Origin of the sequence: Vibrio sp. 10N.286.48.F5 (assembly GCF_041469785.1) — a bacterium.
Taxonomy (GTDB): Bacteria; Pseudomonadota; Gammaproteobacteria; order Enterobacterales; family Vibrionaceae; genus Vibrio; species Vibrio crassostreae_C.
On record NZ_JBFRLG010000003.1, the window covers coordinates 49,440 to 71,582 of the forward strand.

General features: G+C 44.1%; 20 protein-coding genes. 5 read left to right on the forward strand and 15 right to left on the reverse strand.

Annotated elements, in window-relative coordinates; genetic code table 11:
* The first annotated feature begins 205 nt into the window (after positions 1 to 205).
* Positions 206 to 2,503 (forward strand): YgiQ family radical SAM protein, encoded by a 2,298-nt coding sequence (locus AB4185_RS01780; protein ID WP_408068902.1) that lies wholly within the window; start codon positions 206 to 208, stop codon positions 2,501 to 2,503.
* Between the two features lie 85 nt (positions 2,504 to 2,588).
* Here AB4185_RS01780 and AB4185_RS01785 read toward each other — a convergent pair whose 3' ends face one another.
* The 3 genes from AB4185_RS01785 to AB4185_RS01795 are packed head-to-tail and all read right to left on the reverse strand — an operon-like array spanning position 2,589 to position 5,543.
* On the reverse strand, positions 2,589 to 3,053 hold the full coding sequence (locus AB4185_RS01785) for a GtrA family protein (RefSeq protein ID WP_017062031.1): 465 nt from the start codon (positions 3,051 to 3,053) through the stop codon (positions 2,589 to 2,591).
* Positions 3,040 to 4,527 carry a glycosyltransferase family 39 protein gene (locus AB4185_RS01790; RefSeq protein ID WP_017063527.1) on the reverse strand — a complete coding sequence of 496 codons (1,488 nt, stop codon included), beginning with the start codon at positions 4,525 to 4,527 and terminating at the stop codon, positions 3,040 to 3,042. The genes AB4185_RS01785 and AB4185_RS01790 overlap by 14 nt, the downstream gene beginning before the upstream one ends.
* Positions 4,524 to 5,543, reverse strand: a complete 1,020-nt coding sequence (locus AB4185_RS01795) for a glycosyltransferase (protein WP_372102542.1) — start codon at positions 5,541 to 5,543, stop codon at positions 4,524 to 4,526. The genes AB4185_RS01790 and AB4185_RS01795 overlap by 4 nt, the downstream gene beginning before the upstream one ends.
* 125 nt (positions 5,544 to 5,668) lie before the next feature.
* Between AB4185_RS01795 and AB4185_RS01800 the strand changes: the two genes are divergently transcribed.
* From AB4185_RS01800 to AB4185_RS01815, 4 genes are all read left to right on the forward strand, one after another.
* Positions 5,669 to 6,346 (forward strand): response regulator transcription factor, encoded by a 678-nt coding sequence (locus tag AB4185_RS01800; protein ID WP_065585153.1) that lies wholly within the window; start codon positions 5,669 to 5,671, stop codon positions 6,344 to 6,346.
* Positions 6,343 to 7,641 (forward strand): sensor histidine kinase, encoded by a 1,299-nt coding sequence (locus AB4185_RS01805; RefSeq protein WP_372134747.1) that lies wholly within the window; start codon positions 6,343 to 6,345, stop codon positions 7,639 to 7,641. Before AB4185_RS01800 ends, AB4185_RS01805 begins: the two co-directional genes overlap by 4 nt.
* Positions 7,642 to 7,768: 127 nt before the next feature.
* On the forward strand, positions 7,769 to 8,704 hold the full coding sequence (locus tag AB4185_RS01810) for a 1-aminocyclopropane-1-carboxylate deaminase/D-cysteine desulfhydrase (RefSeq protein WP_372134749.1): 936 nt from the start codon (positions 7,769 to 7,771) through the stop codon (positions 8,702 to 8,704).
* Between the two features lie 225 nt (positions 8,705 to 8,929).
* Positions 8,930 to 9,667, forward strand: a complete 738-nt coding sequence (locus tag AB4185_RS01815; RefSeq protein WP_372134751.1) for a dienelactone hydrolase family protein — start codon at positions 8,930 to 8,932, stop codon at positions 9,665 to 9,667.
* Positions 9,668 to 9,742: 75 nt separating this feature from the next.
* Here the strand turns inward: AB4185_RS01815 and AB4185_RS01820 are convergent, their stop codons facing one another.
* The 12 genes from AB4185_RS01820 to AB4185_RS01875 all read right to left on the reverse strand — a co-directional run bounded on the left by AB4185_RS01820 (position 9,743) and on the right by AB4185_RS01875 (position 22,051).
* Positions 9,743 to 10,996 (reverse strand): D-amino acid dehydrogenase, encoded by a 1,254-nt coding sequence (locus tag AB4185_RS01820; RefSeq protein WP_136978945.1) that lies wholly within the window; start codon positions 10,994 to 10,996, stop codon positions 9,743 to 9,745.
* Positions 10,997 to 11,222: 226 nt separating this feature from the next.
* Positions 11,223 to 12,149, reverse strand: coding sequence for a LysR family transcriptional regulator (locus AB4185_RS01825; RefSeq protein WP_017062039.1), 927 nt, complete (start codon positions 12,147 to 12,149; stop codon positions 11,223 to 11,225).
* Between the two features lie 245 nt (positions 12,150 to 12,394).
* Positions 12,395 to 13,372: a bifunctional oligoribonuclease/PAP phosphatase NrnA gene (locus AB4185_RS01830; RefSeq protein ID WP_017062040.1), complete on the reverse strand. Its 978-nt coding sequence runs from the start codon at positions 13,370 to 13,372 to the stop codon at positions 12,395 to 12,397.
* Positions 13,373 to 13,430: 58 nt separating this feature from the next.
* Positions 13,431 to 14,237 carry an ETEC_3214 domain-containing protein gene (locus AB4185_RS01835; RefSeq protein WP_372134753.1) on the reverse strand — a complete coding sequence of 269 codons (807 nt, stop codon included), beginning with the start codon at positions 14,235 to 14,237 and terminating at the stop codon, positions 13,431 to 13,433.
* 2 nt (positions 14,238 to 14,239) lie between these two features.
* Positions 14,240 to 14,410: a hypothetical protein gene (locus AB4185_RS01840; protein ID WP_017062042.1), complete on the reverse strand. Its 171-nt coding sequence runs from the start codon at positions 14,408 to 14,410 to the stop codon at positions 14,240 to 14,242.
* A gap of 78 nt (positions 14,411 to 14,488) precedes the next feature.
* On the reverse strand, positions 14,489 to 15,982 hold the full coding sequence (locus tag AB4185_RS01845) for a transglycosylase SLT domain-containing protein (RefSeq protein WP_017062043.1): 1,494 nt from the start codon (positions 15,980 to 15,982) through the stop codon (positions 14,489 to 14,491).
* 84 nt (positions 15,983 to 16,066) lie between these two features.
* Positions 16,067 to 16,678, reverse strand: a complete 612-nt coding sequence (locus AB4185_RS01850) for a lipoprotein (RefSeq protein ID WP_017062044.1) — start codon at positions 16,676 to 16,678, stop codon at positions 16,067 to 16,069.
* Between the two features lie 15 nt (positions 16,679 to 16,693).
* Positions 16,694 to 17,677: a hypothetical protein gene (locus tag AB4185_RS01855; protein WP_029236521.1), complete on the reverse strand. Its 984-nt coding sequence runs from the start codon at positions 17,675 to 17,677 to the stop codon at positions 16,694 to 16,696.
* Between the two features lie 50 nt (positions 17,678 to 17,727).
* The gene (locus AB4185_RS01860) at positions 17,728 to 18,711 is read right to left on the reverse strand and encodes a hypothetical protein (protein WP_372134755.1); all 984 of its coding nucleotides are present in this window, start codon (positions 18,709 to 18,711) and stop codon (positions 17,728 to 17,730) included.
* A gap of 761 nt (positions 18,712 to 19,472) precedes the next feature.
* Positions 19,473 to 20,258, reverse strand: coding sequence for an HAD-IIB family hydrolase (locus AB4185_RS01865; RefSeq protein WP_017062047.1), 786 nt, complete (start codon positions 20,256 to 20,258; stop codon positions 19,473 to 19,475).
* Between the two features lie 35 nt (positions 20,259 to 20,293).
* Positions 20,294 to 21,577, reverse strand: coding sequence for a TRAP transporter large permease (locus AB4185_RS01870; protein ID WP_017062048.1), 1,284 nt, complete (start codon positions 21,575 to 21,577; stop codon positions 20,294 to 20,296).
* A 9-nt stretch (positions 21,578 to 21,586) separates the two neighbouring features.
* On the reverse strand, positions 21,587 to 22,051 hold the full coding sequence (locus AB4185_RS01875) for a TRAP transporter small permease (protein ID WP_017062049.1): 465 nt from the start codon (positions 22,049 to 22,051) through the stop codon (positions 21,587 to 21,589).
* Positions 22,052 to 22,143: the final 92 nt, after the last annotated feature.

Consider the following 22,143-nt stretch of genomic DNA (forward strand, 5'->3'; position numbering starts at 1 on the left):
CGCCATTTACCGTAAAAAGACGAAAGACACCAGAACTAACAGGGGCATGTTCTACTGGCTAGTCTAGGCTCATGCCGCTATAATTCCCGCCTCAAAAATCAGAGGTTGAAATATGTACAGCGATATCACTCCTATTCACGAACACAAAAAATACTGGGCCGAGTGCTACGGAACTGCACCCTTTTTGCCTACCAGTAGAAAGGAGATGGATGCTCTTGGATGGGATAGCTGTGACATTATTATTGTAACTGGTGACGCTTATGTCGATCACCCGAGCTTTGGTATGGCTATCATCGGCCGTCTGCTTGAAGCTCAAGGTTTCCGCGTGGGCATTATTGCTCAACCAAAGTGGGACAATAAAGATGCCTTCATGAAGCTAGGTAAACCTAACCTATTCTTCGGCATCACAGCGGGTAACATGGACTCCATGATCAACCGCTACACCTCTGATCGCAAATTACGTCACGATGATGCTTATACTCCGAACAATGAAGGTGGCAAGCGTCCTGATCGTGCAACTCTGGTTTATTCTCAACGTTGTCGTGAAGCTTACAAAGGCACGCCAATCGTGCTTGGTGGTATTGAAGCGAGCTTACGTCGTGTAGCTCACTACGACTACTGGTCAGATAAAGTTCGCCGCTCTGTATTGTTTGATGCAAAAGCTGACATTCTTCTTTTTGGTAACGCTGAGCGTGCATTGGTTGAAGTAGCACACCGCATTGCCGATGGTGAAGACATGTCTACGCTGACCAATATCCGCGGTACTGCTATCAATCTTCCTGCGGCCCCTGAAGGCTTCAAGATCATTGACTCTTCTCGTATCGAAAAGCCGAACAAAGCGTATGTTCCGGTTAACCCGTACGAAGTTGAAACTCAGTGTGATACCAAGAAAGACGAAAAAGAAGAAGTAAAAGCGCAACCTATTACTATTCGCCCTTCTCGTCACGATGCAAAAACTACAGCGGTTCGTATCCCAGGTTACGAAAAGCTAAACAATGACCGTATTCTTTACGCTCACGCTAGTCGTATTCTGCACCTTGAGACAAACCCGTACTCAGGTCGTGCTCTGATTCAACGTCACGGAGATCGCGAACTTTGGGTTAACCAAGCGCCAATTCCATTGACCACAGAAGAGATGGACTACGTGTTTGGCCTTGCTTATAAGCGTGTTCCGCACCCTATGTACGGCAAAGCGAAAATCCCTGCATACGACATGATCAAAACCTCGGTTAACATCATGCGTGGTTGTTTTGGTGGTTGTTCTTTCTGTTCAATCACAGAGCACGAAGGTCGCATCATTCAGAACCGTTCGAAAGAATCTATCTTGGATGAAATCGAAGACATTAAAGATAAAGTACCGGGCTTCACAGGTACTATTTCTGACTTGGGCGGCCCAACGGCGAACATGTACCGTTTAGGTTGTTCAGATCCAAAAGCAGAAATTAACTGTCGTCGTCCATCATGCGTGTTCCCGAAAATCTGTGAAAAGCTAAACACAGATCATCAACACACCATCGACCTGTACCGCTCTGCGAGAAAAGTACCGGGCGTTAAGAAGATCATGATCGCTTCTGGTGTACGTTACGACTTAGCGATTGAATCTCCAGAATACGTTCGTGAGCTTGTGACTCACCACGTTGGTGGTTACTTGAAGATTGCTCCAGAGCATACTGAAAAAGGCCCACTGGATCTGATGATGAAACCAGGTATGGGCACGTACGATCGTTTCAAAGAGATGTTCGAGAAGTACAGCGCCGAAGCCGGCAAGAAACAGTACCTAATTCCTTACTTCATCTCAGCTCACCCGGGCACGGAAGATGAAGACATGCTTAACCTTGCGATGTGGCTGAAAAAGCACAACTACGAGTGTGACCAAGTACAAAACTTCTACCCATCGCCAATGTGTAATGCAACGTCGATGTACTACTCAGAGACTAACCCTCTGAAACGCGTGAAATATAAAAAGCGTGAAGATGTTCCTGTACCGAAAGGTGATCGTCAACGTCGTCTGCATAAAGCCCTGCTTCGTTACCACGATCCTGAAAACTGGAAAATCATCCGTGAAGCGCTGATCAGCATGGGTAAACAGCACCTAATTGGTGACAAAGCAAACTGCCTAGTACCCGCAGAAGACTTTGATACGCAAACACCGGCACAACGTCGTAAATCTGGTCGTCACGGCTCACAACGTTTTGCAACTAAGCACAGTAAAGCTCAACCGGGTCTTGGCGGCGAAAGCCCACGTAACCACTCTGGTAAGAAACCGGGTGGCAAGAAGCCGAATGGTAACGGCAACGGTAGCCAAGGTAATGCTAACCAAGGTGGCGGTAATGGCAATGCTCGTAAACCAGCGACTGGCTTCATTAAGAAAGGTCCTGGTGGTCAGCAATCACAAGGTAATGGCGGCGGAAATGGCAAACCAAACCGTAACAAAGCGGGCAATGGTCAAGGTGGCAAACCTGCAAGTAACGGCAAGAACCGCCAGCGCGCAGCACAACGCTAATATCGCGAACCGATTGACTTCGCTATCGTAAAAACACAAAGCGCAGCTATTTAGCTGCGCTTTTTTGTGTCTGTTACAAGATAGCCTAACGAGCAAACACCCAATACTGACTAAGCAAATAGTTACTGACCATGCCCACCAAGATGCCAACCGCCATTGCGATAAACACTGCCCCAGTAAATGCAGGCAGCAATTCAGTCATCAACTTAAAGCACAGCAAATTAGGTATCGCCGATATTGATGCAGAGAACATGAACTTTTGCCATTGAATCAGCTTTTCGGACCAATTCCCCTGCCCTTTGAATTCAAAGGTCAACACTCGATTTCCAAACCAGGTTGTCGTTGCTGCAACGATGAAAGAGCCAATTCGAGCACTCATTAACGGCAGCCCAATAACGTAATGCAGCAACGCAAACACGGCACAATCGACAACAAAGCCACCCGACCCCACCATAGCGAATTTAATCATCTTATGATGAGGTTGTAGTTTTTGGTTTAGCACGTCGAACTTGTGGCTAAACAGTCTCGATGACGAGTTAAAATTGAACATCGCCATCACTTCGAATATGGCTCAACGATAGATTTGGTTTGATGTTTTGGCTATGACAACTAAATAGAGCGCGCTTGATCTTCACCGTCGGCTCTAAAATACAGGTCAACGCATTGTCTTTAATCTTGGTTTCCACTTCCGCTCTTTTACCAATCAGATAGAACTTGTCGATACCATCTAACTGTTTAACATCAAGTAGCTTTTTCGCTTGTCCATGACTGTAAAATTGCCCAGAGAACGGTCGTTTACCGATGTAAAAGCTCGGCGCTTCATCCGTGATCTGCTCGAAGATAATACGGTCACTTTTCTCGTTCGCTTTGCCTAGGTTGAGGTAGACCATCGCAATCATTAACAGCACAGGTAGCACCAAAGCCACACTCGAGAACCACTTCTTATCTTTTTCTACCACAAGCGTTGCCACCAGCAAGCCAAGGGCTGGAATACCCGGTAGGACGTAAGCTGGAAGAATATTACCCGCCATAGTGAAAAGAATTAGAGGAGAGACCAACCAACACACAAGGAATGAAAACAACCCACTATGTTCAGCGTTAACTTCTGCGATTTTCTTACGACGGGCGAAAGTCAAAATAGGCAACACAATCGACCACGGCGCAGCCGCTTGAATCCAGAAAATCCAAATCATGCCTCTTGCTTGGTCATGGGCAGAACCGTATAAATCGCCCTCCCAACCACTCACAACAAAACGCTTAAAGTGCTCGCCAACAATAAAGTAATCAATAAAACCCGGTGTTGCCATTTCAGCCATGATGTACCACGGCAAAGCAATCGCTAGCATCACGCCTAAGCCTGACAACAGTGGAAAGCGTTGCCATAACACTTTAAAAGCGCCAAAAAATCCATGTTGCAATACTAACCAAGGGAAAACGGCGATACCCATAATCACAATCGCTACCGGCCCTTTTGCCAGCAAGCCTAGTGCTAAGCCAATGAAACCGACATAGCCCCAAGACCGATTAGTCTTCGCGCTCCCTTCTCCCTTCGAACCCTCTCCTCCTAACCAACATAGGTAGAAACCTAACATGGCTATGGTCATCGCTAACGTTAATGCCATGTCAGTCATAACAGCACCCGCCGCGATAGAGAAAATCCCACATGTCGCCAATACCACGGCCGCCACCAAGGCACTTTGTCCGGTGCGCTTAGCCATGTACGCAACCAACAAAATCGTCGCAAAACCTGCTAACCAGTGTGGCGCACGCACAGCAAACTCACTCAAACCAAACAGCTCAATGCCAATCGCGCTCATCCAGGTAAACATCGGAGGCTTACCCCAGAAAGGGATGCCGTAATCAAATTGAGGGGTTAACCAATTGCCGGTTTCTACCATCAAGCGAGCCATCTCACCGTAGCGCGCTTCCGTAGTGTCCATTAAAGGGTATGTCGCCAGAGATAAGAGCCTTAGAACCAATGCAAAAGCCAACAAATACCATAGGTGCGTTCGGTTCAGGCTCATGCTGACTCCTCTAATTTAAAATGCGTTTTTAATGCAGGGGTATCGACCACCGATTGGATCAGATACAAAGGACGGTTCTTGGTTTCGATGAAAATACGACCTATGTATTCCCCCATTAAACCAATACTCAGAAGTTGAATGCCGCCAAGGGCAAGTTGAACCACCATCATTGAGGGGTAGCCCGTAATAGGCTCACCAAACATCATGGTTTTGAGCACGATGAAGACGCCATACACGAAAGCAGTAAGCGCCACTAATCCACCAACGGCCGTCGCAATACGCAGTGGGCGGATAGAAAATGATGTGATGCCATCCATCGCCAATCCGATGAGTTTCAGGTAGTTCCACTTGGTCTCGCCACAGAAGCGAGCGTCGCGCTTAAACTGAATCGTTGCTTGTCTAAAACCTGGCCATGAAAAGATGCCTTTCATGTAACGGTTACGTTCAGGCAGTTGGTTGATATGGTCGACAACCTCTCGGCTTAACAGTCGGAAATCACCGACATTTTCTGGAACATCGATCTTCGCTGCCACGTTCATGACTTTGTAAAAGCTTGCTGCTGAAAACTTCTTAAACCACGTTTCACCATCACGTTGGCTACGCTGCATATTGACGACGTCATAACCTTCGCGCCATTTGGCAATCATTTGAGGAATCAGCTCGGGTGGGTCTTGTAGATCGGCATCGAGCAAGATCACAGCTTGTCCTCGGCAGTGTTCGAGGCCAGCACTCATCGCTGATTCTTTACCAAAGTTACGGCTTAAACCGATCACAGAAATTGAGCTATTGATTGAAGTGAATGAACTCACCAAATCCAAGCTGTTGTCTTTGCTGCCATCATCGACATAAACAATTTCACTGGTGATGGGTAAGCTATCCAGTACCTTGGTTAAGCGAGAATGAAACTCTTCTAACACCTCTTGTTCATCGTAAAACGGCACAATGATCGATAGTGAAACGGCGGGATTGATCCGTGATGTGGAGACTTTAGGTCGGCTAATATGAAGTTCAGACATAATACGTTCTTCTATTTTTTAATCTGAATCCAATCTACCCCCTCATAAGTGAAAGTTATGTTATTGACATATTTTTCACGCTCACTCAGGATAATGTTACCGTCTATTTCTGTATGAGAATCAAAATGAAACGAGTTCTATTAGTCGAAGATAACCGTGAAATCGCAGGTGTCTTGTTTGATTATTTTGAGTGTATTGGCATGGAACTCGATTATGCGGACAACGGCGAACTCGGCCTGCAACTCGCGTTGGAAAACTCATTTGATATCATCATATTGGATCTGATGTTGCCAAGAATGGACGGCCTCACGGTTTGTAATAAACTGCGAGACCAAGGCAACGCGACACCTATTTTGATGTTGACTGCGTTAGATAGCCGCGATGATATGTTAAAAGGGTTTGAGCATGGTGCCGATGACTATCTAACCAAACCTTTTGATTTGGATATTTTGGAAGCCAGAATGAAAGCGCTTGTTCGTCGTTACCGAGGAAAAGTGGCTTCTTCTAAATTGCAGTTTGATGAACTCACCATCGACCAAAAAACGCGTAAAGCGTACCGTCAAGATAAGTTACTCGCACTCAACCCAACCACTTACACCATCCTTGAGATGTTGTGCCAAAAAGCACCAGAAGTGGTTACTCGCGAAGATATTTCCTACAAACTCTGGGAAGAAGACGAACCCAACAATGACGTGTTGCGCAGTCACATCTATCAATTACGTAACCAACTCGACAAGCCGTTTGATACTCAGATGTTGATTACCGTCCCTAAAGTTGGATTCCGTCTGGAGTCATCGAATTGATTTTAAATGTTCTCACGAGCACCAAAACCCTAACCGGCCGCTTAGCGGTTTTCTTTGGGTTAATGGCCGTGATTGTATCGGCCTTTGTCTATTTAGTCTTTGTTGCCGCACTCTACATGTCAGAAGATCGCGTCGGTGAAAGACGCATCCTGATCGACCGTAACTATGCGGTTGGTTTATTCCAAGCAGGGGAAAGCGGTACGTTAAGAATTGATGACCTGACAATCGCCTACAATGATCTTTCATTGATACCTGCCGAATACCTCAAATACATTAAAGGCAAAGAAAGCTTTGTTGGCGAGGTAGGTGAAGAACCTAACTCTCGCATGGTGTATGTTGGTGAGTATTCTGATAAAGGTCAAACCCACCCAATCGTTCTGCTTTCCGAGATCGACCGCGTCGAGTTTGAGATTTACGAACTGGTTTATGCGACCACCTTTGTACTAACATTACTCTCTATTCTAATTTTTAGCTTTGGTGCTCTGCTCTATCGATTATCTAAACGACTGATTGAACCCTTCAATTCTATTTCCGAACAATTGGAATCCAATAAGCTCAACCTCAATGAAGAATTTAGTGTCAATGACGACGCCGCAGTTGAGTTTCGTCAGCTCACAGATCAACTCAATCAGTACCGAAGAGAAATCAATTCCTTACTCAAACGTGAACAAGCCTTTGCTCGCTACTCAAGTCATGAACTAAGAACACCGTTAACGGTCTCTCGTGGCGCAAATAAATTACTGCTAAGAAGCGAAACCACCGAGTTTCAATCTCGCCAGATTGAGCGCATTGATGAAGCCATTGTTCAGATGTCAGAGATGGTCGATGCCCTACTCGGCCTCGTGCGTTACGAAAGAAACAGTGACGATGCGCCACTGCGATTGTTTAGCCAACAAGAGTTAGAGACTATCGTCTCAAAAAACTCAGCACAGGCGGATGAGAAAGACGTCGACATCTCCATGTACGTTCAATCAGAACCCACAATTCAGGCCACCAGCGCGATAATGAATATGTTGGTCGGAAACTTGTTGAGAAATGCCATTGCAGCGACCAATAGTGGCACCGTAACGGTCACTCTGTCCCAAGAGAGTGTTGTGATTGAAGATCAAGGCGAAGGCCTACAAGAACAGTACAATCCGAATGGGCATGGGTTAGGTTTATTGATTGTCGAGGACTTATGTCAACGCTTCCAATGGGGCTTTGAATTGGTCAATCGCAGTTGTGGTGGATGTACCGCTAAAATCACCTTTCAAACCGATCTATCCTCATCAATCCCAGAGCAAATGAATTCGTAGTTCACGGCTCAATATCGAACGAAAACTTGATTTAGTTGGTTTACAGCGGTCCCTAGCTACTAGATACTCGCTAGTCCTATTTGAACTATAAATGCTGGCTCTTGAGTCAGTATTTTGTCTAAGTGCGATGAAACTAAATAATAGCCCTGTAACTCAACATCAATACAACGACCACACCTTTTTCTTAAAGCGTGACGATCAGCTTCATTCCCACTTTTGCGGCAACAAAGCCAGAAAGTTCATGAAGCTACTGGAAGACGAGCACCCAAGCACTACCACCCTAATAAGCTATGGTTCCGCTCAAGCCAACTCATTGTTCTCGCTCGCCGTACTTGCAAAAATCAAAGGTTGGACGCTTGAGTTCTACGTCGACCACCTGCCTCAATGGCTACAAGAACGCCCACTCGGCAACTACCGTGGCGCTATCGACCTTGGGGCTGAGGTTATTTCAGTCAAAGAAACAGGCTCTGAACTTCATCCACAGACGTATATTGAGCAAGTCAGACAGCCTGACTCACAATGCATTGTGTTACCAGAAGGTGGACGCTCTCAGCTTTCTGAATACGGCGTGAAACAACTAGCCATTGAAATACTCAGCTGGACGCGTTTCGAAAGCAAACACGATTTCGTGGTGGCACTGCCAGCAGGCACAGGCAGCACGGCTCTGTATCTACATAAGCATTTAAAACTACACAACATCCCGGTATTAACCTGTGCATGTGTTGGCGGCAGTGATTACCTAACGCAACAGTTCAACGAGCTTGGCGAAACCGATCACCCGCAGATATTACCGCTTAAAGCCAAACACCACTTTGGTAAGTTGTACCAGCAGGACTATCAAACTTGGTTGGCTCTACAAGAACAAACTGATATTGAATTCGACCTGCTCTACGACCCATTGATGTGGCAATGCCTAGAGCAATGGCAAGAAGAGAACCCAACAAAAACCGTCATCTATATCCACCAAGGCGGCATCTTAGGTAATGAGTCGATGTTGCCGCGCTATCAACGTAAGTACCCAGAACTTCGAAGTAGTCACACCGCTGATAACGCTACTTGGTAGTAATCCGTTCTTTTCTACTCTAATATCCCCCGCGTTTCTGCGGACCTGAGAATTTCTCAGCACATCATGAACAGCCATCGCACTCCCTTTCGATGGCTGTTTATCAGTAATCGCCACCTGCTATCCCTGCCATACATTTCAAGTTAGAGACATAAATCTGGCGAGAATCATCGCGTTATCTATACTTTCGATTGGAACGTCAATTGTCATCGAAAGGAATTACGCATGCTAAAACTCACTACACTCGGCCTGTTTTCAGTTTTACTGCCCTTCTCTGCGATATCAGGAGAAAACGTCACTTACCAAGTCGATGGGATGGATTACGAAGGTTATTGGAGTGAGGCCAGTGACCAAGCACCTTTAGTACTGCTAATACACGATTGGGATGGCTTAACCGATTACGAAAAGAAACGTTCTGAGATGCTCAACGAACTCGGTTACAACGTGTTCGCCATCGACCTATTTGGTAAAGGCATTCGCCCGACCGAAGTGAAAGATAAAAAGCAACACACAGGCGAACTGTATAAAGACAGAGAAAAAATGCGTACGTTGCTCAACGCTGGTGCCATGGAAGCGAAAAGACTTGGCGGCAACTTAGATAACAACGTAATGATGGGATACTGTTTCGGCGGAGCCGCTGTATTGGAAGCCGCTCGTGCGGGCATTCCTTCGAAGGCTTATGTCACCTTCCATGGCGGTTTATCAACACCAAAAGGTCAAGACTACTCGCAGACAAAGGCTCCGGTTGTCGTGTTCCACGGTACGGCTGATGCCATGATTTCAATGCAAGACTTTGGCAACCTTGCCGCTGAACTTGAAACAACCAAAGTTCCGCATGAAATGATCACCTACAGTGGGGCGCCGCATGCCTTTACCGTGTTCGGCTCTAATAATTACCAAAATGAAGCTGACCAAAAATCGTGGGAACGATTCACTCATGTGTTAGAAACCACCACCCGATAAGCCGCGACACTCAAACCAAATTAGCCCATGCTTAATAAACATGGGCTAATTCGTATGACCAAGGATTTGGATGAACTACATGTAACGATGGATGCTCAAGTCGTCTGCTTTTATATCGCAATCAGAGCCACTGACCACGCTTGCCAAGATCTTTCCTGAGCCACATGCCATTGTCCAACCTAATGTCCCATGTCCAGTATTTGTAAATAGGTTCTTGATAGGCGTCTTACCGATAATAGGCGTACCATCCGGCGTCATTGGTCTTAACCCAGTCCAGTATTCAGCCTTAGAAAAGTCACCCGCTTGTGGGAAAAGATCTTTAATCACCATATCAATCGTGGCTTTGCGTTTTTCAGGGATAAGGTAATTAAACCCCGCAAGTTCTGCCGTCCCTGCAATGCGAATACGATCATCAAATCGCGTCATCGCTACCTTGTAAGTTTCATCCATCACAGTCGAGGTTGGTGACTTATCTGCATTCACGATCGGCAGTGTTAGCGAATAGCCTTTCACTGGATAAACCGGGATCGACAAATCGACTTGCTTCAACAGTTCTCGAGAATAGCTTCCTGAAGCGACCACGTAAGCATCCGCTTTGAACTCGCCTTGAGTCGTTGTAATACTCTCAATGGTTTGATTCTGATGATTGAGCCTAACCACTTCGGTATTAAACACGAACTGAACGCCGAGTTGCTTGGCTTTTTCGGTCAAGGTTAAACAGAACTGATGACAATCACCGGTTTCATCGTGTGGTAAATACAGGCCGCCCACCAGCTTGTCTTTAACGTCTGCTAAACCAGACTCCACTGACAGACACTGTTCAACATCAAACAGCGAGTGTTCGATTCCACTCTCTGTTAATAGCTTCATATCCTGCTGAATAGCGTCCAATTGTTTTTCGCTTCTGAATACTTGCAAGGTGCCTTTCTGCCGGCCCTCATAAGCCAAATCTTCACTGATTCTTAGATGAGTCAGGCAATCTCGGCTGTAGTTAGCGACTCGTAACATCCGCGATTTATTCTGTGCGTACTTGGCTTCATTACAGTTGGCGAGCATCTTAGTCGCCCAAGACATTAACTCTGGAGAAAGAGAAGGCTTCACTTTAAGTGGCGCATGTTCTTGGGTAAGCCATTTCATCGCTTTCAAAGGGATGCCCGGTGCCGCCCATGGTGATGAATAACCGTAAGAAATTTGCCCGGCATTCGCAAAACTGGTTTCTTTGCCACTGCTATCTTGACGATCGATAACCGTCACCGAGTGGCCCTCTTTCGCCAGATACCAAGCACTGGTCAAGCCAATCACACCGCTGCCAATTACAATTACTTCCATTCTCTTCCCCTAATGCCCGACAAAGCCAAAACCAGCCGAACACAACTGTCAGTGTAAAACTCGTTTCGTTAATGGTTTGTAACTTATTCCGCACGTGTTGACTTAACAATAGAGAGAGCGTTGACAAAAACTCAATTCGACTTAAAAACGAATTCGGCAGTTTGAAAGTGTGATATTGGCGGTATTTGAAAGCTTAGGTAGGAGTCGCTAAGTAAATCAACTAAGCCTAGATATTGTAAGCGTCATGGCTTAAGAAAGTGGCGTTCTCGAGTAAGAAATCCAACAAGGTTTCGGCTTGTAGCGTAAGTGCACGGCCTTTCAAAGATTGAACCTTAACCGTCGCCTTCGATAGCATCTCCAACTCGGTCGCAACCACTTCAATCTGCCCTGACTTTATTTCATCGATCACAGTGAGCTTAGGCATAAAGGTGACGCCCAACCCTGCTGAAACGAAGTTAGTCAGTGCCGTGACTGAGTTAGTTTGAAGTTTTGGCTGCAAGGTAAGATGGGAAATTTGTTCAGCCTGCTTTACTAGCCTCCCCATACCGGTCGAGTTATCGATCAAGGCGAGAGAAGCGTCTTGAATATCTTGCATTACCACTGGTGCTTCTTTCATCGTAAGGAAGTGCCCCTTCGGAGCAATCAATTCGAGCGGATGGCTGCGTTCAACGTGGGAGTGCAGTTTAGGGTGCGGTGCAGACGCATAGGTTATCGCAAAGTCTATCTGTTGATCTTCCAACATCTTGACTGCATCCAATGCCCCAGCGATCTCAATAGAAAGATTGATATCAGGATAACGAGTCATGAAGGTTTGCATCGGTTTTGACACCAAGTTGGTAATAAATCCTTCACCGATAGCAATGCTGACATTGCCTCCTTTGAGGTTTTTAAGCTTAGTTAGTCGAGCAAGTACAGCGGCCTCTCCACGAACAATGGAACGGTAGTAATTCAGCAGTTCATTACCCGCTTCGGTTAACAGTGATTGGCGGTTGTTGCGCTCCCATACTTTCATTTCCGCTTGCGCTTCTAACTGTGTCAACATCCGACTCATCGCGGCAGGGTCAACGTTCATCATCTTAGATGCCTTACGTAACGACCCATATTTTGACAACGCATTTAAATACTCAAGAGCACGGATATTAAAGTGGTGCATTCAACTTCCTTGTGATTCGACTAACACTTGATCAAGCGTCTCACAATTTTACTACGAACATATATCCCAATTTATCAAGATTGTAATTGCACTTTCTAACTTGTGCACCGAGTCACTTCAAGACATCACATCAAAGGCTGATATACGTGTTTTAGCTTGCTGTCGATAAAACAAAGGCGACAACTTTCGTCATCACCTTTGAGTTGTTACTTCTTGTAGAGCAACAATCATTTTCACTGATGGACTTAGGCATCAAGTAAAAGGTTCGGTCGAATCAAGTCATAAACACAAGCAAGTTCACTGCTGAATTCAAACTGTTTGTTGATAATGCCGCCAGCCATATGAGGGTGCCCGCCGCCAAAACCAATCCCTTTTTCATTAAGGGCCCTTCTAACTATCTTCGCGACATTGTTTTTTGAACACTCTGAACGGAGAGAGATAAAGGTCTTCTCTCTATTTCTAGCAGTGAGAACAACAATATCGAGCTCATCAACACTCAGCAAGAAATCACCTAACACGCCAAGCATATTTTTAGGGCAACCTTCAGGAAGCACAGCAAATGCTGCGTTTTTTTCACGACGTAAGCTATCGAGCATGGAATAGAAAAGTTTTAATTCATGGAACTCTACTTGATTACGACAAATTTTGTTAACCATATCATTATTGGCCTTCGCTTGAAGATACAACAATGCTTTTAGATCTGCAGTCCCTACCCCTCGGGTAAAGTTTGCGGTATCAAAACTCAGACCAACCAATAGTGCTGTCGCAATATTTTGGGGCATCTGCAGAGAAAAATAACGATAATACTCAACCATTATGGTTGCTGTTGAACCATAGTTTGAACGTATATCGGAATACCATACAAAATCAGGTGCTTTCACTTGATGGTGGTCGATCACTCCGACCTCAAGCCCCGGAAAATCGATGACATTTTTCTCACCAATACAGCCATCAACAACAATAACCTTGTCATCCGGTTGTAGTTTCAAATCTTTTGGCTGATAGATTGGAATATCTAACCAATCTATTAAGTTCCTGAGTGACACTCGATCTATATAACCATGAAACGTAATATATGGGCGCAACCCTTTGCTTTTTAATAAGTATGCTAAAGCGTATGCGGAAGAAATCGCATCATGGTCAGGGAAGTCATGAGCTTGAATAATGATTCTGTCATCACCCTTAAGCCGTTCTAGAAAGCTTTCGAACTTTAAATTTGCCATAATCCCACTGCTAATAAAGTTCTAGCTTGATCATAAGCTAGAACTGATGTGTTAATGGTTAACTCTTATGAATTAAACGATATTCGGTGTTAGACAAAATAGCTTCTTCTAAAGCCCCCACACCTAACGTACTGTAACCATAGAAATTAGGTTTCGCATTCAAACGTAAAGACTGTACGCTTTCTACAACGTTCTCGTCCATTGTTAAAGCGTCTACCACTTCCGAAAGCAACTTCCTGTTCTCTTGTGACATCGGCGAAATAAACTCACTCGCACCACTGATTGATGAGTACAAGTAGCCAAATTCGCCACCATTATTCTCTTCAATGTAGTAGTTACCTGTTCTTGCAAACGATGTACGGATCTCATTGACACTTTCAATAGAACTAAACGTCTGTGCAAAAAACTCAGAACCACCTGCATGCTCGAATGTTTCTGGAGCAAAGTCTTCATTTGGGAAGACCAGATAAGCGACGATCGCATTATCTCGAGTAATCGCAGAAAGGATGAAGTTGTCGTCCTGGTAGTACTTAATCACATCATCCGTTGTAGCGCGCTTAATATAAACAGGCGCACCAAATGTTTGGTCTAAGGTTTCGGCAGATGAACGAATATAGATTTTGTCCAACTTTCTATGCGATGGAATGTCTGTCATTTGAGAAAGACCAAAATCGAACATCTTTTCTAGCGCGTCAAAGCTGTCATTAAAGCCGCCCAAAGCAATGGAAATAACCGACACTAAGCCGATAGTGCGTGCCATACCGCCCTTCTTCTGCTCTTCCAACAGAGACTCTTGAGTGTCTTGAAGTTCTTGTAACTCTTCCTGTATATCTTTTTGAATATCCTTGTTTTGCTCTTCAGACATTTTTAACCTTTGATCTCGTCGATTTTATCCATTAGCGCATCTGTACCATCTTCAGCCTTCTCTTGAACTCGCTCAAAAGCATCCGTGTCCATGGTGCTTTCAATTTCATCGCTGTAATTAAGACCAAGATAAATGCCGATACCGATAAATACTAAAGCGAAAATTTTAAACATTGCTACTCTCAATTCATTAACTGGTAATCCAAGTACATGCCAATGACATGTACTTGTTTGTTTTGCTTAACTAATTTATTACTTATACAAAGCGATACGACTGTTTACTTTCTTCAAGTAATTTTTGGTTTCGTCGTACGGCAGATTAACCACTAGCTGATCATAGACTTGTTGAGGCGTCAGCTGGTTGATAATCTTCGATGCTTTGCCAATACTGGTGGAGCGATCTTTATTGAACGCTCTAGCCACATTACCCGCACCAGTGTTATATGCGGCAATGACACAGTACAAACGGCTTTCGTCATTCTTTATCTTGCGAAGATACTTACTGTTTAGGATGTCTAAATAGGCCGTACCTGTTTCTACGTTGATAACTGGTTGATACAGATCCGCCACTTTCATTGGCGCGTCGATATTACGGACTTGTTTGTTAACGTCATGACCCGCACTGGTTGGTACCACTTGCATCAAACCAAACGCAGGCACGTGTGATTTCGCATCCGGACGGAACGCCGATTCCGAGTGCATGATTGCCATAATCAGTGCAGCATCAACTTCCCAGTTTTTACTCTCGTTTTCAGCCAACGCACTGTACTTGCTCGCGCGCGCTTTTAAGCTGTTCTCAGGAAGCTTAACTTTGTAACTGATCACTTTTTTCGGCTTAGCCGGGGCCGCCGCAACGTCAACGGCTGGCTTAGGCTTTACCACTTGTGGCTGTGGCGCTTTTTCGACGACTTTTTCCACAACTTTTGGCGGCTGCTTTTTTGTTGGCGCGGGCTCTAGCTTGGCAACCTCTTTTGATACTTCAACCTTTTCAGCTGGCTTTACGATCTCAACTTCTGGCTCTGGTCGTTTAACCTCAATACCATGTTTGGCACGCATTTCGTCATACAGCTTGGTTTGCGCCGCAATACGTTCCTGAGCTTTTGCCAGTAGTGCCATTTTCTTGTTATGAGCACGCTGGTAAATGAAAGAGTCTGGAATACCAGTATCAGATAAAATCAATCGCTCGGCTTGCACATCCAACTCATTCATCTGGCTTTGCGTCTGCTGGATAACGAAGTTTTTCTCTTCTTGCTCTTTCTCCAAAGAGTAAAGCACCGCGTGGTCTTCTGCTTTTAGCTCCGCTAGCTCAACGTTTTGACCAGCAACCTCAACCGGAATGTTTTTAACAAGCGCTTTAATCTCTTCAGGGCTGCTATCTTCATCCACCAATACAGATACTGTTGCAGTATTGGTTTCGTAATCGACTGAAGTTTTCACCTGATCGTCTTGAGAGTAATCCACCTGCTTGGTTTGAGATGAAACCTCACCCTCGCCCCATGTCTTGATTAGATCGGTTCTGCGCTCATCGAGGTTGTTAGTATATTCATCACGCCAAGCTTCGTACTCATCCAAATAAGCATTAACGTAAGCATGAAACTCTTTGACTTTGTCTTCTTGAGACTGGCTTGCTTTGGCAACAGCATTGTTTAGCTGCTGCTTTTGTTCTTCTGACACAGCAAATGCCTGAGAACTAATAGCTGCCGAAATAACTACAGCTAACACGGTCTTATTGATCATTTTGTACATAGTTCACTCCCAGAGTGTATAGAGACAAAAGGCCACTCAAATGGCGGCCTTTTTCACTAATACTAATCGCGGTTCCGTTCGCGGTTATTTTTTCAATGCATCGAACGCCGCCGCAAGGTCTGCTGCCGCTTTCTCATTGTTGAATTGATCCCACAAAGCAGAATCTTCACCACCAACTTCATCAATTACTTTGTTCATATTCGCATCGTATGCAGCTTGGTCCATACCGACTAGAACGTACAAGCCGCCCGTTGGGCTTGCTTGGCTTACGATAATGCGGCTGCTAGTAAGCGTTTTATTCACGACTGTCTTAGTGATGTTCTCGAATGTCTCTTGAACATCTTCAGTCACTAGCGTTATACCCTCTGCTGCCGATGTAGAAGTCACACCTTCAGTAGCCGCTTGGAATAGGTTGCTCACGTCAGTTTCAAACTCAGCTGCAAGGTTTACACGAGCATCATTGACTGCAACTTTTCGCATAACGCTCATACCAGCTGCACTCTTCTTGGAGTAGCCTTTTGCCGCTGCAGCGATATCGCTTGGTATCACATCACAAATCCAACCCGGCGCAGATACGGTAGGTGCATCTGGGAAAGTACATGGAGCGAAGTTTTGCGCTTCCTTAACCGTCGCGTTGTTGCTCTGACAGCCAGCTAGAACTGCTACTAGTGAAGTTGCAATAAGTAGTTTTTTCATTTTTTAATTACCTGACTATTTAAGCGTGCATTCTATATCTGCCCAGTGACAGCCTTCTGGCACCATTTTGCCTAAAGAGCCTTTTTGAACTTTAAGAGCTGTTTCTTCGTCAATCGACACCCAAGAATAATTTGGTGTCACTGCGTTGTGTTCATTGTTTACAACATGGCCGGTACCAATAGGGAATATTTCCGTATCGCCTTCCATTGACTTCATTGCTTTTGAAAACAATACCTCAGCCCCTGGTGTGACCTTTTTATTCTTACCCATATTTAACTTCACCATGCTGCCGTGTTGGCACTGACGAAGCTCGGATACATGAGCACTTGCTGCCAACATTTGCTTTAAGTCATAGGTATGTTCAACCGCTTCCATAGCCGCTTTGCTAGCTAGGCTTTGATATTGTCCAATTGTGATTGGACAATCAGAACTGCGCTCTTCTACTGTAATTTGCTCATCACCTTCCATTTCAAAGCGTTTAAGCAATGTCATACTTGGGACTGAAACCACTTTCGTGACTGCTTTAACATCAACCTCGAATCTACATTCAGCTGGGTAATATTTCACTTCACCATCATCCTTAGTTTTCTTACGAGCTTCTTTGTACTTGTAAGTAAGGTCTGATGCCGTTATTTCAGTAATGATTGCAATATCTGCTACCGACGCTCCTTTGGTGTTGTATCGGCCACTTTGCTCGGCGAACATTAGCTCTTTCTTAAGCTTATTAGCTAAAGTACGATCGACCAATTCTGCACCGGAGCTGGAAATCTGACTTTCAAGCTCATTTCGCATTGAAGAAATCAGCTTTGTTCGCGCTTCATCTTGAAAAGAAATATCTGGCGAAAGTACGATAACTTTAACGTCTTCTGTTGATGGGATAGTTACGTCAGCTTGCTCAATTTCGACGCGAGTATCAGGTGTGCAAACCTCTACAGGCGTACTCGAACAACCAGTCAAGATAGTAAGTACCGCACTAGCCATTAACGTTTTCTTTAACATATATTCTCTCCCGAATATGTTTATTTTATTTTTCTAGGACTAGAGGTTCGCTATTTAATTAAGCCCAGCGCAGTCCAAATCCCTTTCTCTTTTATTTGCTCATCAAAGTGGCGAGCAGCCCCTTCGTCGGCATATTTGTAGCTAGTTACAGAATTTCCTGTAGAGATAATTTCACTACGTGACACTGTTTTAGATTTCTTATTTATAATTTTGACATTAGAGACCAAGGTTGAAATATACGCGTCTCCGACTTTGTTTCTTCGACGCTCAGAATCCACTTTCAACACATGAGTTTGGTTTTTGTTCTTTGAAGTTGAGGTCGCGATATTGAACTCTGATAACTGGTTCCCTAGCAGTTCAATTGCTTTTCTTGACTCTCTATCTGAAGAGAGACGAATGTTAATTTGGCTGCTTAGTTTTTGGTGTGTAATAGTCAGCAGTTCGATTGCGCTGGTGTCAGCTTTATAACTAGGCTTCAGAGATGAAAGCATTGCGATACGCACAGAAGCATCGTGTTCAGTTTGATAAACACTGCGATTGTCTAACCACCAAAGTAATTTATCTTCGTGAGAAAGCGCATCAAGTTCGATTTGAGATTTACGGTTTAGATCTTTTATTTCGCGAATCAACTGTTGAGTCACGAGTGACTTTTTCACTCTTACTTCGACAAACGCACCAAGATCATTCTCTTCCATTTGTACATATTCGATACCATTTAAGGTCAAGGATTCAGTCTTAGTATTAACTTTGTTATCAACTAGACTATTTGAAAAACCCTTACCATTGGTTTCTCGAACGGTGTCTCTCATGTAAAAAGACGACTCGACTTGAGTCCATAACTTTTCGTTGATGTTGTTTACAGCAATTTTTTTAGCATGAGACAGAGTTAGCGCTTGAGAAACTGCATAAATGTACTCGTCACTGTCTACTTTAGGCTTTAGATACCATTCAGGTTTTGTAGATTGACAGCCAGAAAGAACAAGCAACGCGAATAGCGCTATGAAAAAGCGAACTATTTTTTTATTTGAAGACATTTGGAACCAACATCGAAAAAGTTTGTCGCAATCTTATATCCTCAAAATTAAACATTCAAACGACCAAATTTATAGTTTGATTAATTTTTGAGCCAAATATATTTATTTTCTATTGATCTCACACATCAAATTCATACAAAACCTCCGTTAATTAACAAAAAAGATAATACAAAGCCTTGATTTTTAGGCAATTGATGTAAATTATAAATTACACAATAACTCTTTATTTTCCATTGATAAAAACGTGAACAAAGTCTTAAAAAAACCGAATTTCGGTTCAAAAAATACACATAACTTTGATTAAAAAAGTGATATTCATTCAATAAAAGTGAGATACTGATCTCAATGACAAATTTGATATTAACAGCAGATTTTAGTCTCTACCCTAAATAAAGATACCAGACAGACACTCGAAAAAATGAAATTCCGTTAATCACAACAATGTTAATAAATCACTATCGCGCGGGATTTATAGAAATGAGCTGTCTATTTCTCATGCCAATACTGATAAAAATGAAATAAGGTCTAATTAAATGGATATCAGAAATATAGGCCATTAGCGGATAAATAAAGATGGGAAGTAGATCTTGTAGGAAGATAAATTATTTTTAGTTTCTATTTAAATCGAACCAAGAAACCAAATAAAACACCAACAGACAATGAATCCTTATTAAAAATAACCTTCATAGACAGAAAGTACAGATACCACCTTAAGGGTAGTTTCATTTTTATCTATGAAGGGTTTGAGCATGTCTTTCTGACTATTTTAGCGCGAGTAACTTGTCCGTAAACTCGGCAAAACCATATCCGCCAGGTTGAGTCATCACAACGACTGGATGGTGTTCAAGGCGTTGCCAATAGTGCTGAATGTTAGATACCCCAACGCTATTTGATAAGGCTTCAAACATATATTGGTCGTTCATCGAGTCACCGACATAGCAACTACGCTCAAGTATCTCTTGGTCAGATAACCCCTTCTCTTTAAGAAAAGCGGTCGATGTCGCTTTCTTAGAGTGCTCACCATACCAAGCATTGATGTGAATAGAGCTTGCTGTCGCATGTGCACCTAACGCGTGAATCTTAGAGACTATCTCTTCGATAATGGCATCGTCGACTTTAGGACGGTTTTGACCGATATCGATTGCCACCTCACACAGGCGGTAAGACTGATCCAGCGTTAAACTGAGCTCTGGGTAATCGCCCAAAATAGCCAATACTTGTTCTTTCAGCTTACTCTGATTGGCACTGACTTCTGGCAAAGGGATATCAGAGCGCAATGTCAGATAACCGTTTTTCTTTTCCATAATGAACGCGCCGTTCTCGCCGAGAACCGCATCAACAGGCCACAACTGAGCAATGTGATCACACCAACCTGCACAAGCGCCCGTTACCGCAACCACTTTTTTCCCTGAATCACGCAGTTTGCTTAACGCGATCAAGGTTTCAGGTGGCAATTGACCTTGCCACGTTAAGGTGTCATCCACATCGGTTAACACCCAATCTATCTTTTTCCAATTTTGGTTCAATTCATTCGATACCGAATTCATTTCTACACCTCTAAATAATCAATCACTAAACAGTGTTAAAGCAAATTCGGCAAAAACATCACCAAGCTTTCAGAGAAAGTCAGCAACATCAGAACCGTGAGTAGTGCTAGCAACAAAGGAGCCACTTCTTTCACGAAGTCGACCATACGAACTTTTAAAATCGAGCAAACCGTAAACATCATCGAGCCAAATGGCGGAGTCACACCACCAATCATGATATTCACTATCACGATGATGCCGAAGTGAACCGGGTTAACGCCTAGGTTAAGCACAGCAGGCAGCAGCAATGGCGTGAGTATGATCATTGCAGCGCCGCCTTCGATGAACATACCTACCACTAACAGCAGTACGTTAATCAACAACAGCAAGACTAACTTGTTGTCGGTAAGTTCAATCAAAGCAGACGCAACATTGTGTGGGATCTGTTCTAGCGTCATGTAGTAACCAAAGACCATGGCACCGATAATGATGAACATGACACTACTGGTGCCTTGCACTGTTTCACGCATGATCAGCGGGATATGGCGGAAGCCCAGTTGACGATAGACAAAGATGCCAATAATCGCGCAGAGTAATACAGCAATCGCACCCGCTTCAGTAGGCGTGAACAAGCCAAAACGCATGCCTAAAATAATGCCAAATGGGATCAGCAGTGCCGGTATCGCTTTCAGGAAATAATGAAAGCGCTCTTTAGCAGAAGCTGGCTCAGAACGCGACGGTTTGTAACGACGTTTGCGAGCGATGAACGCGATCGTCACCATCAGCGACAGCGCCATCAAAAATGCCGGAACGTAACCCGCAATAAACATTTGATGGACCGACACATTCGCTAATAAAGCAAAGATGATTAGGTTGATACCCGGTGGAATCACAGGGCTGATACTTGATGACGCAGCGGTCACAGCGGCCGTGAATGGTAAGTCGTAACCACGCTTGGTCATCTCAGGAGCAAGAATCTTAGACTGCATCGCCGCATCCGCATTTGCAGAACCAGAGATACCGCCCATCAGAGTACTCAATGCTACATTCACTTGAGCAAGGCCACCGGTTTTGTGACCAATCATAGAATCAGCAAAGGCGAGTAAGCTCTTACTGATCCCCGCATAGTTCATCACCGAACCCACCATGATAAAGAACGGAATAGCCAACAACGGAAAAGACTCAGCAGAGCTAATAAAGCGCTGCATCACCAAGCTCACCGGAATAGAGTCATTGATAAAAAGAAAGTAAACCATCGCCGATGCAATCAGAGAAAACGCGATGGGGATGTTCAAAAGAAATAGAACAAACAGAATAAGGATTGGAAGATAGCTTTCCATGAATCGTACCTACTTAGAAGAGCGCTTTAGAGAAGCGACATCGTTCGCAATAAATCGAACGGTGTGGATCGCCATCAATGAGAAACAAAGCAACAACACGCCATTGATAACAAAATATGATACGCCCATGACTGGCGTTACCTTGTTAGATAACATGAGATATTGATAACTCAGAACTGCCATTAAGAGGTTCAGAGCCAGTAGGAAAACGGAAACACATAGCCTAAATGGGATTTTTGCTTTTTCTGGCAACATGGCAACCACCACGTCCACACCCATGTGAAGCTTGTGTTTGTAACAGGAGCTAATCCCTAAGTAGACAGCCCAAATGAAGCAAATAACCGACAACTCTTCGCTCCACGGGACAACAAAGCCAAATCCATAACGCAGGACGACGTTAACGATAACAACCAAAACGGTGATCGATATAGCGATAGAAGCGAGGATTTCTTCAATATTTTTCAATAAAAACAAAAGACTTCTCCAGCGAAATACCGAAGACAACGTGGGTATTTCAGGAATAAAACGGCCTAAGAATAGTTAGGCCGTAATCATTAACTAATTAA

What these genes read in the sequence shown, in the direction of transcription:
- AB4185_RS01790 (WP_017063527.1), bottom strand. Translation starts at nt 4,527, where the DNA reads ATGAGCCTGAACCGAACGCACCTATGGTATTTGTTGGCTTTTGCATTG.
- AB4185_RS01795 (WP_372102542.1), bottom strand. Translation starts at nt 5,543, where the DNA reads ATGTCTGAACTTCATATTAGCCGACCTAAAGTCTCCACATCACGGATC.
- AB4185_RS01800 (WP_065585153.1), top strand. Translation starts at nt 5,669, where the DNA reads ATGAAACGAGTTCTATTAGTCGAAGATAACCGTGAAATCGCAGGTGTC.
- AB4185_RS01825 (WP_017062039.1), bottom strand. Translation starts at nt 12,149, where the DNA reads ATGCACCACTTTAATATCCGTGCTCTTGAGTATTTAAATGCGTTGTCA.
- AB4185_RS01865 (WP_017062047.1), bottom strand. Translation starts at nt 20,258, where the DNA reads ATGAATTCGGTATCGAATGAATTGAACCAAAATTGGAAAAAGATAGAT.
- AB4185_RS01830 (WP_017062040.1), bottom strand. Translation starts at nt 13,372, where the DNA reads ATGGCAAATTTAAAGTTCGAAAGCTTTCTAGAACGGCTTAAGGGTGAT.
- AB4185_RS01810 (WP_372134749.1), top strand. Translation starts at nt 7,769, where the DNA reads ATGAAACTAAATAATAGCCCTGTAACTCAACATCAATACAACGACCAC.
- AB4185_RS01855 (WP_029236521.1), bottom strand. Translation starts at nt 17,677, where the DNA reads ATGTTAAAGAAAACGTTAATGGCTAGTGCGGTACTTACTATCTTGACT.
- AB4185_RS01860 (WP_372134755.1), bottom strand. Translation starts at nt 18,711, where the DNA reads ATGTCTTCAAATAAAAAAATAGTTCGCTTTTTCATAGCGCTATTCGCG.
- AB4185_RS01780 (WP_408068902.1), top strand. Translation starts at nt 206, where the DNA reads ATGGATGCTCTTGGATGGGATAGCTGTGACATTATTATTGTAACTGGT.
- AB4185_RS01840 (WP_017062042.1), bottom strand. Translation starts at nt 14,410, where the DNA reads ATGTTTAAAATTTTCGCTTTAGTATTTATCGGTATCGGCATTTATCTT.
- AB4185_RS01845 (WP_017062043.1), bottom strand. Translation starts at nt 15,982, where the DNA reads ATGTACAAAATGATCAATAAGACCGTGTTAGCTGTAGTTATTTCGGCA.
- AB4185_RS01850 (WP_017062044.1), bottom strand. Translation starts at nt 16,678, where the DNA reads ATGAAAAAACTACTTATTGCAACTTCACTAGTAGCAGTTCTAGCTGGC.
- AB4185_RS01835 (WP_372134753.1), bottom strand. Translation starts at nt 14,237, where the DNA reads ATGTCTGAAGAGCAAAACAAGGATATTCAAAAAGATATACAGGAAGAG.
- AB4185_RS01815 (WP_372134751.1), top strand. Translation starts at nt 8,930, where the DNA reads ATGCTAAAACTCACTACACTCGGCCTGTTTTCAGTTTTACTGCCCTTC.
- AB4185_RS01820 (WP_136978945.1), bottom strand. Translation starts at nt 10,996, where the DNA reads ATGGAAGTAATTGTAATTGGCAGCGGTGTGATTGGCTTGACCAGTGCT.
- AB4185_RS01870 (WP_017062048.1), bottom strand. Translation starts at nt 21,577, where the DNA reads ATGGAAAGCTATCTTCCAATCCTTATTCTGTTTGTTCTATTTCTTTTG.
- AB4185_RS01785 (WP_017062031.1), bottom strand. Translation starts at nt 3,053, where the DNA reads ATGTTCAATTTTAACTCGTCATCGAGACTGTTTAGCCACAAGTTCGAC.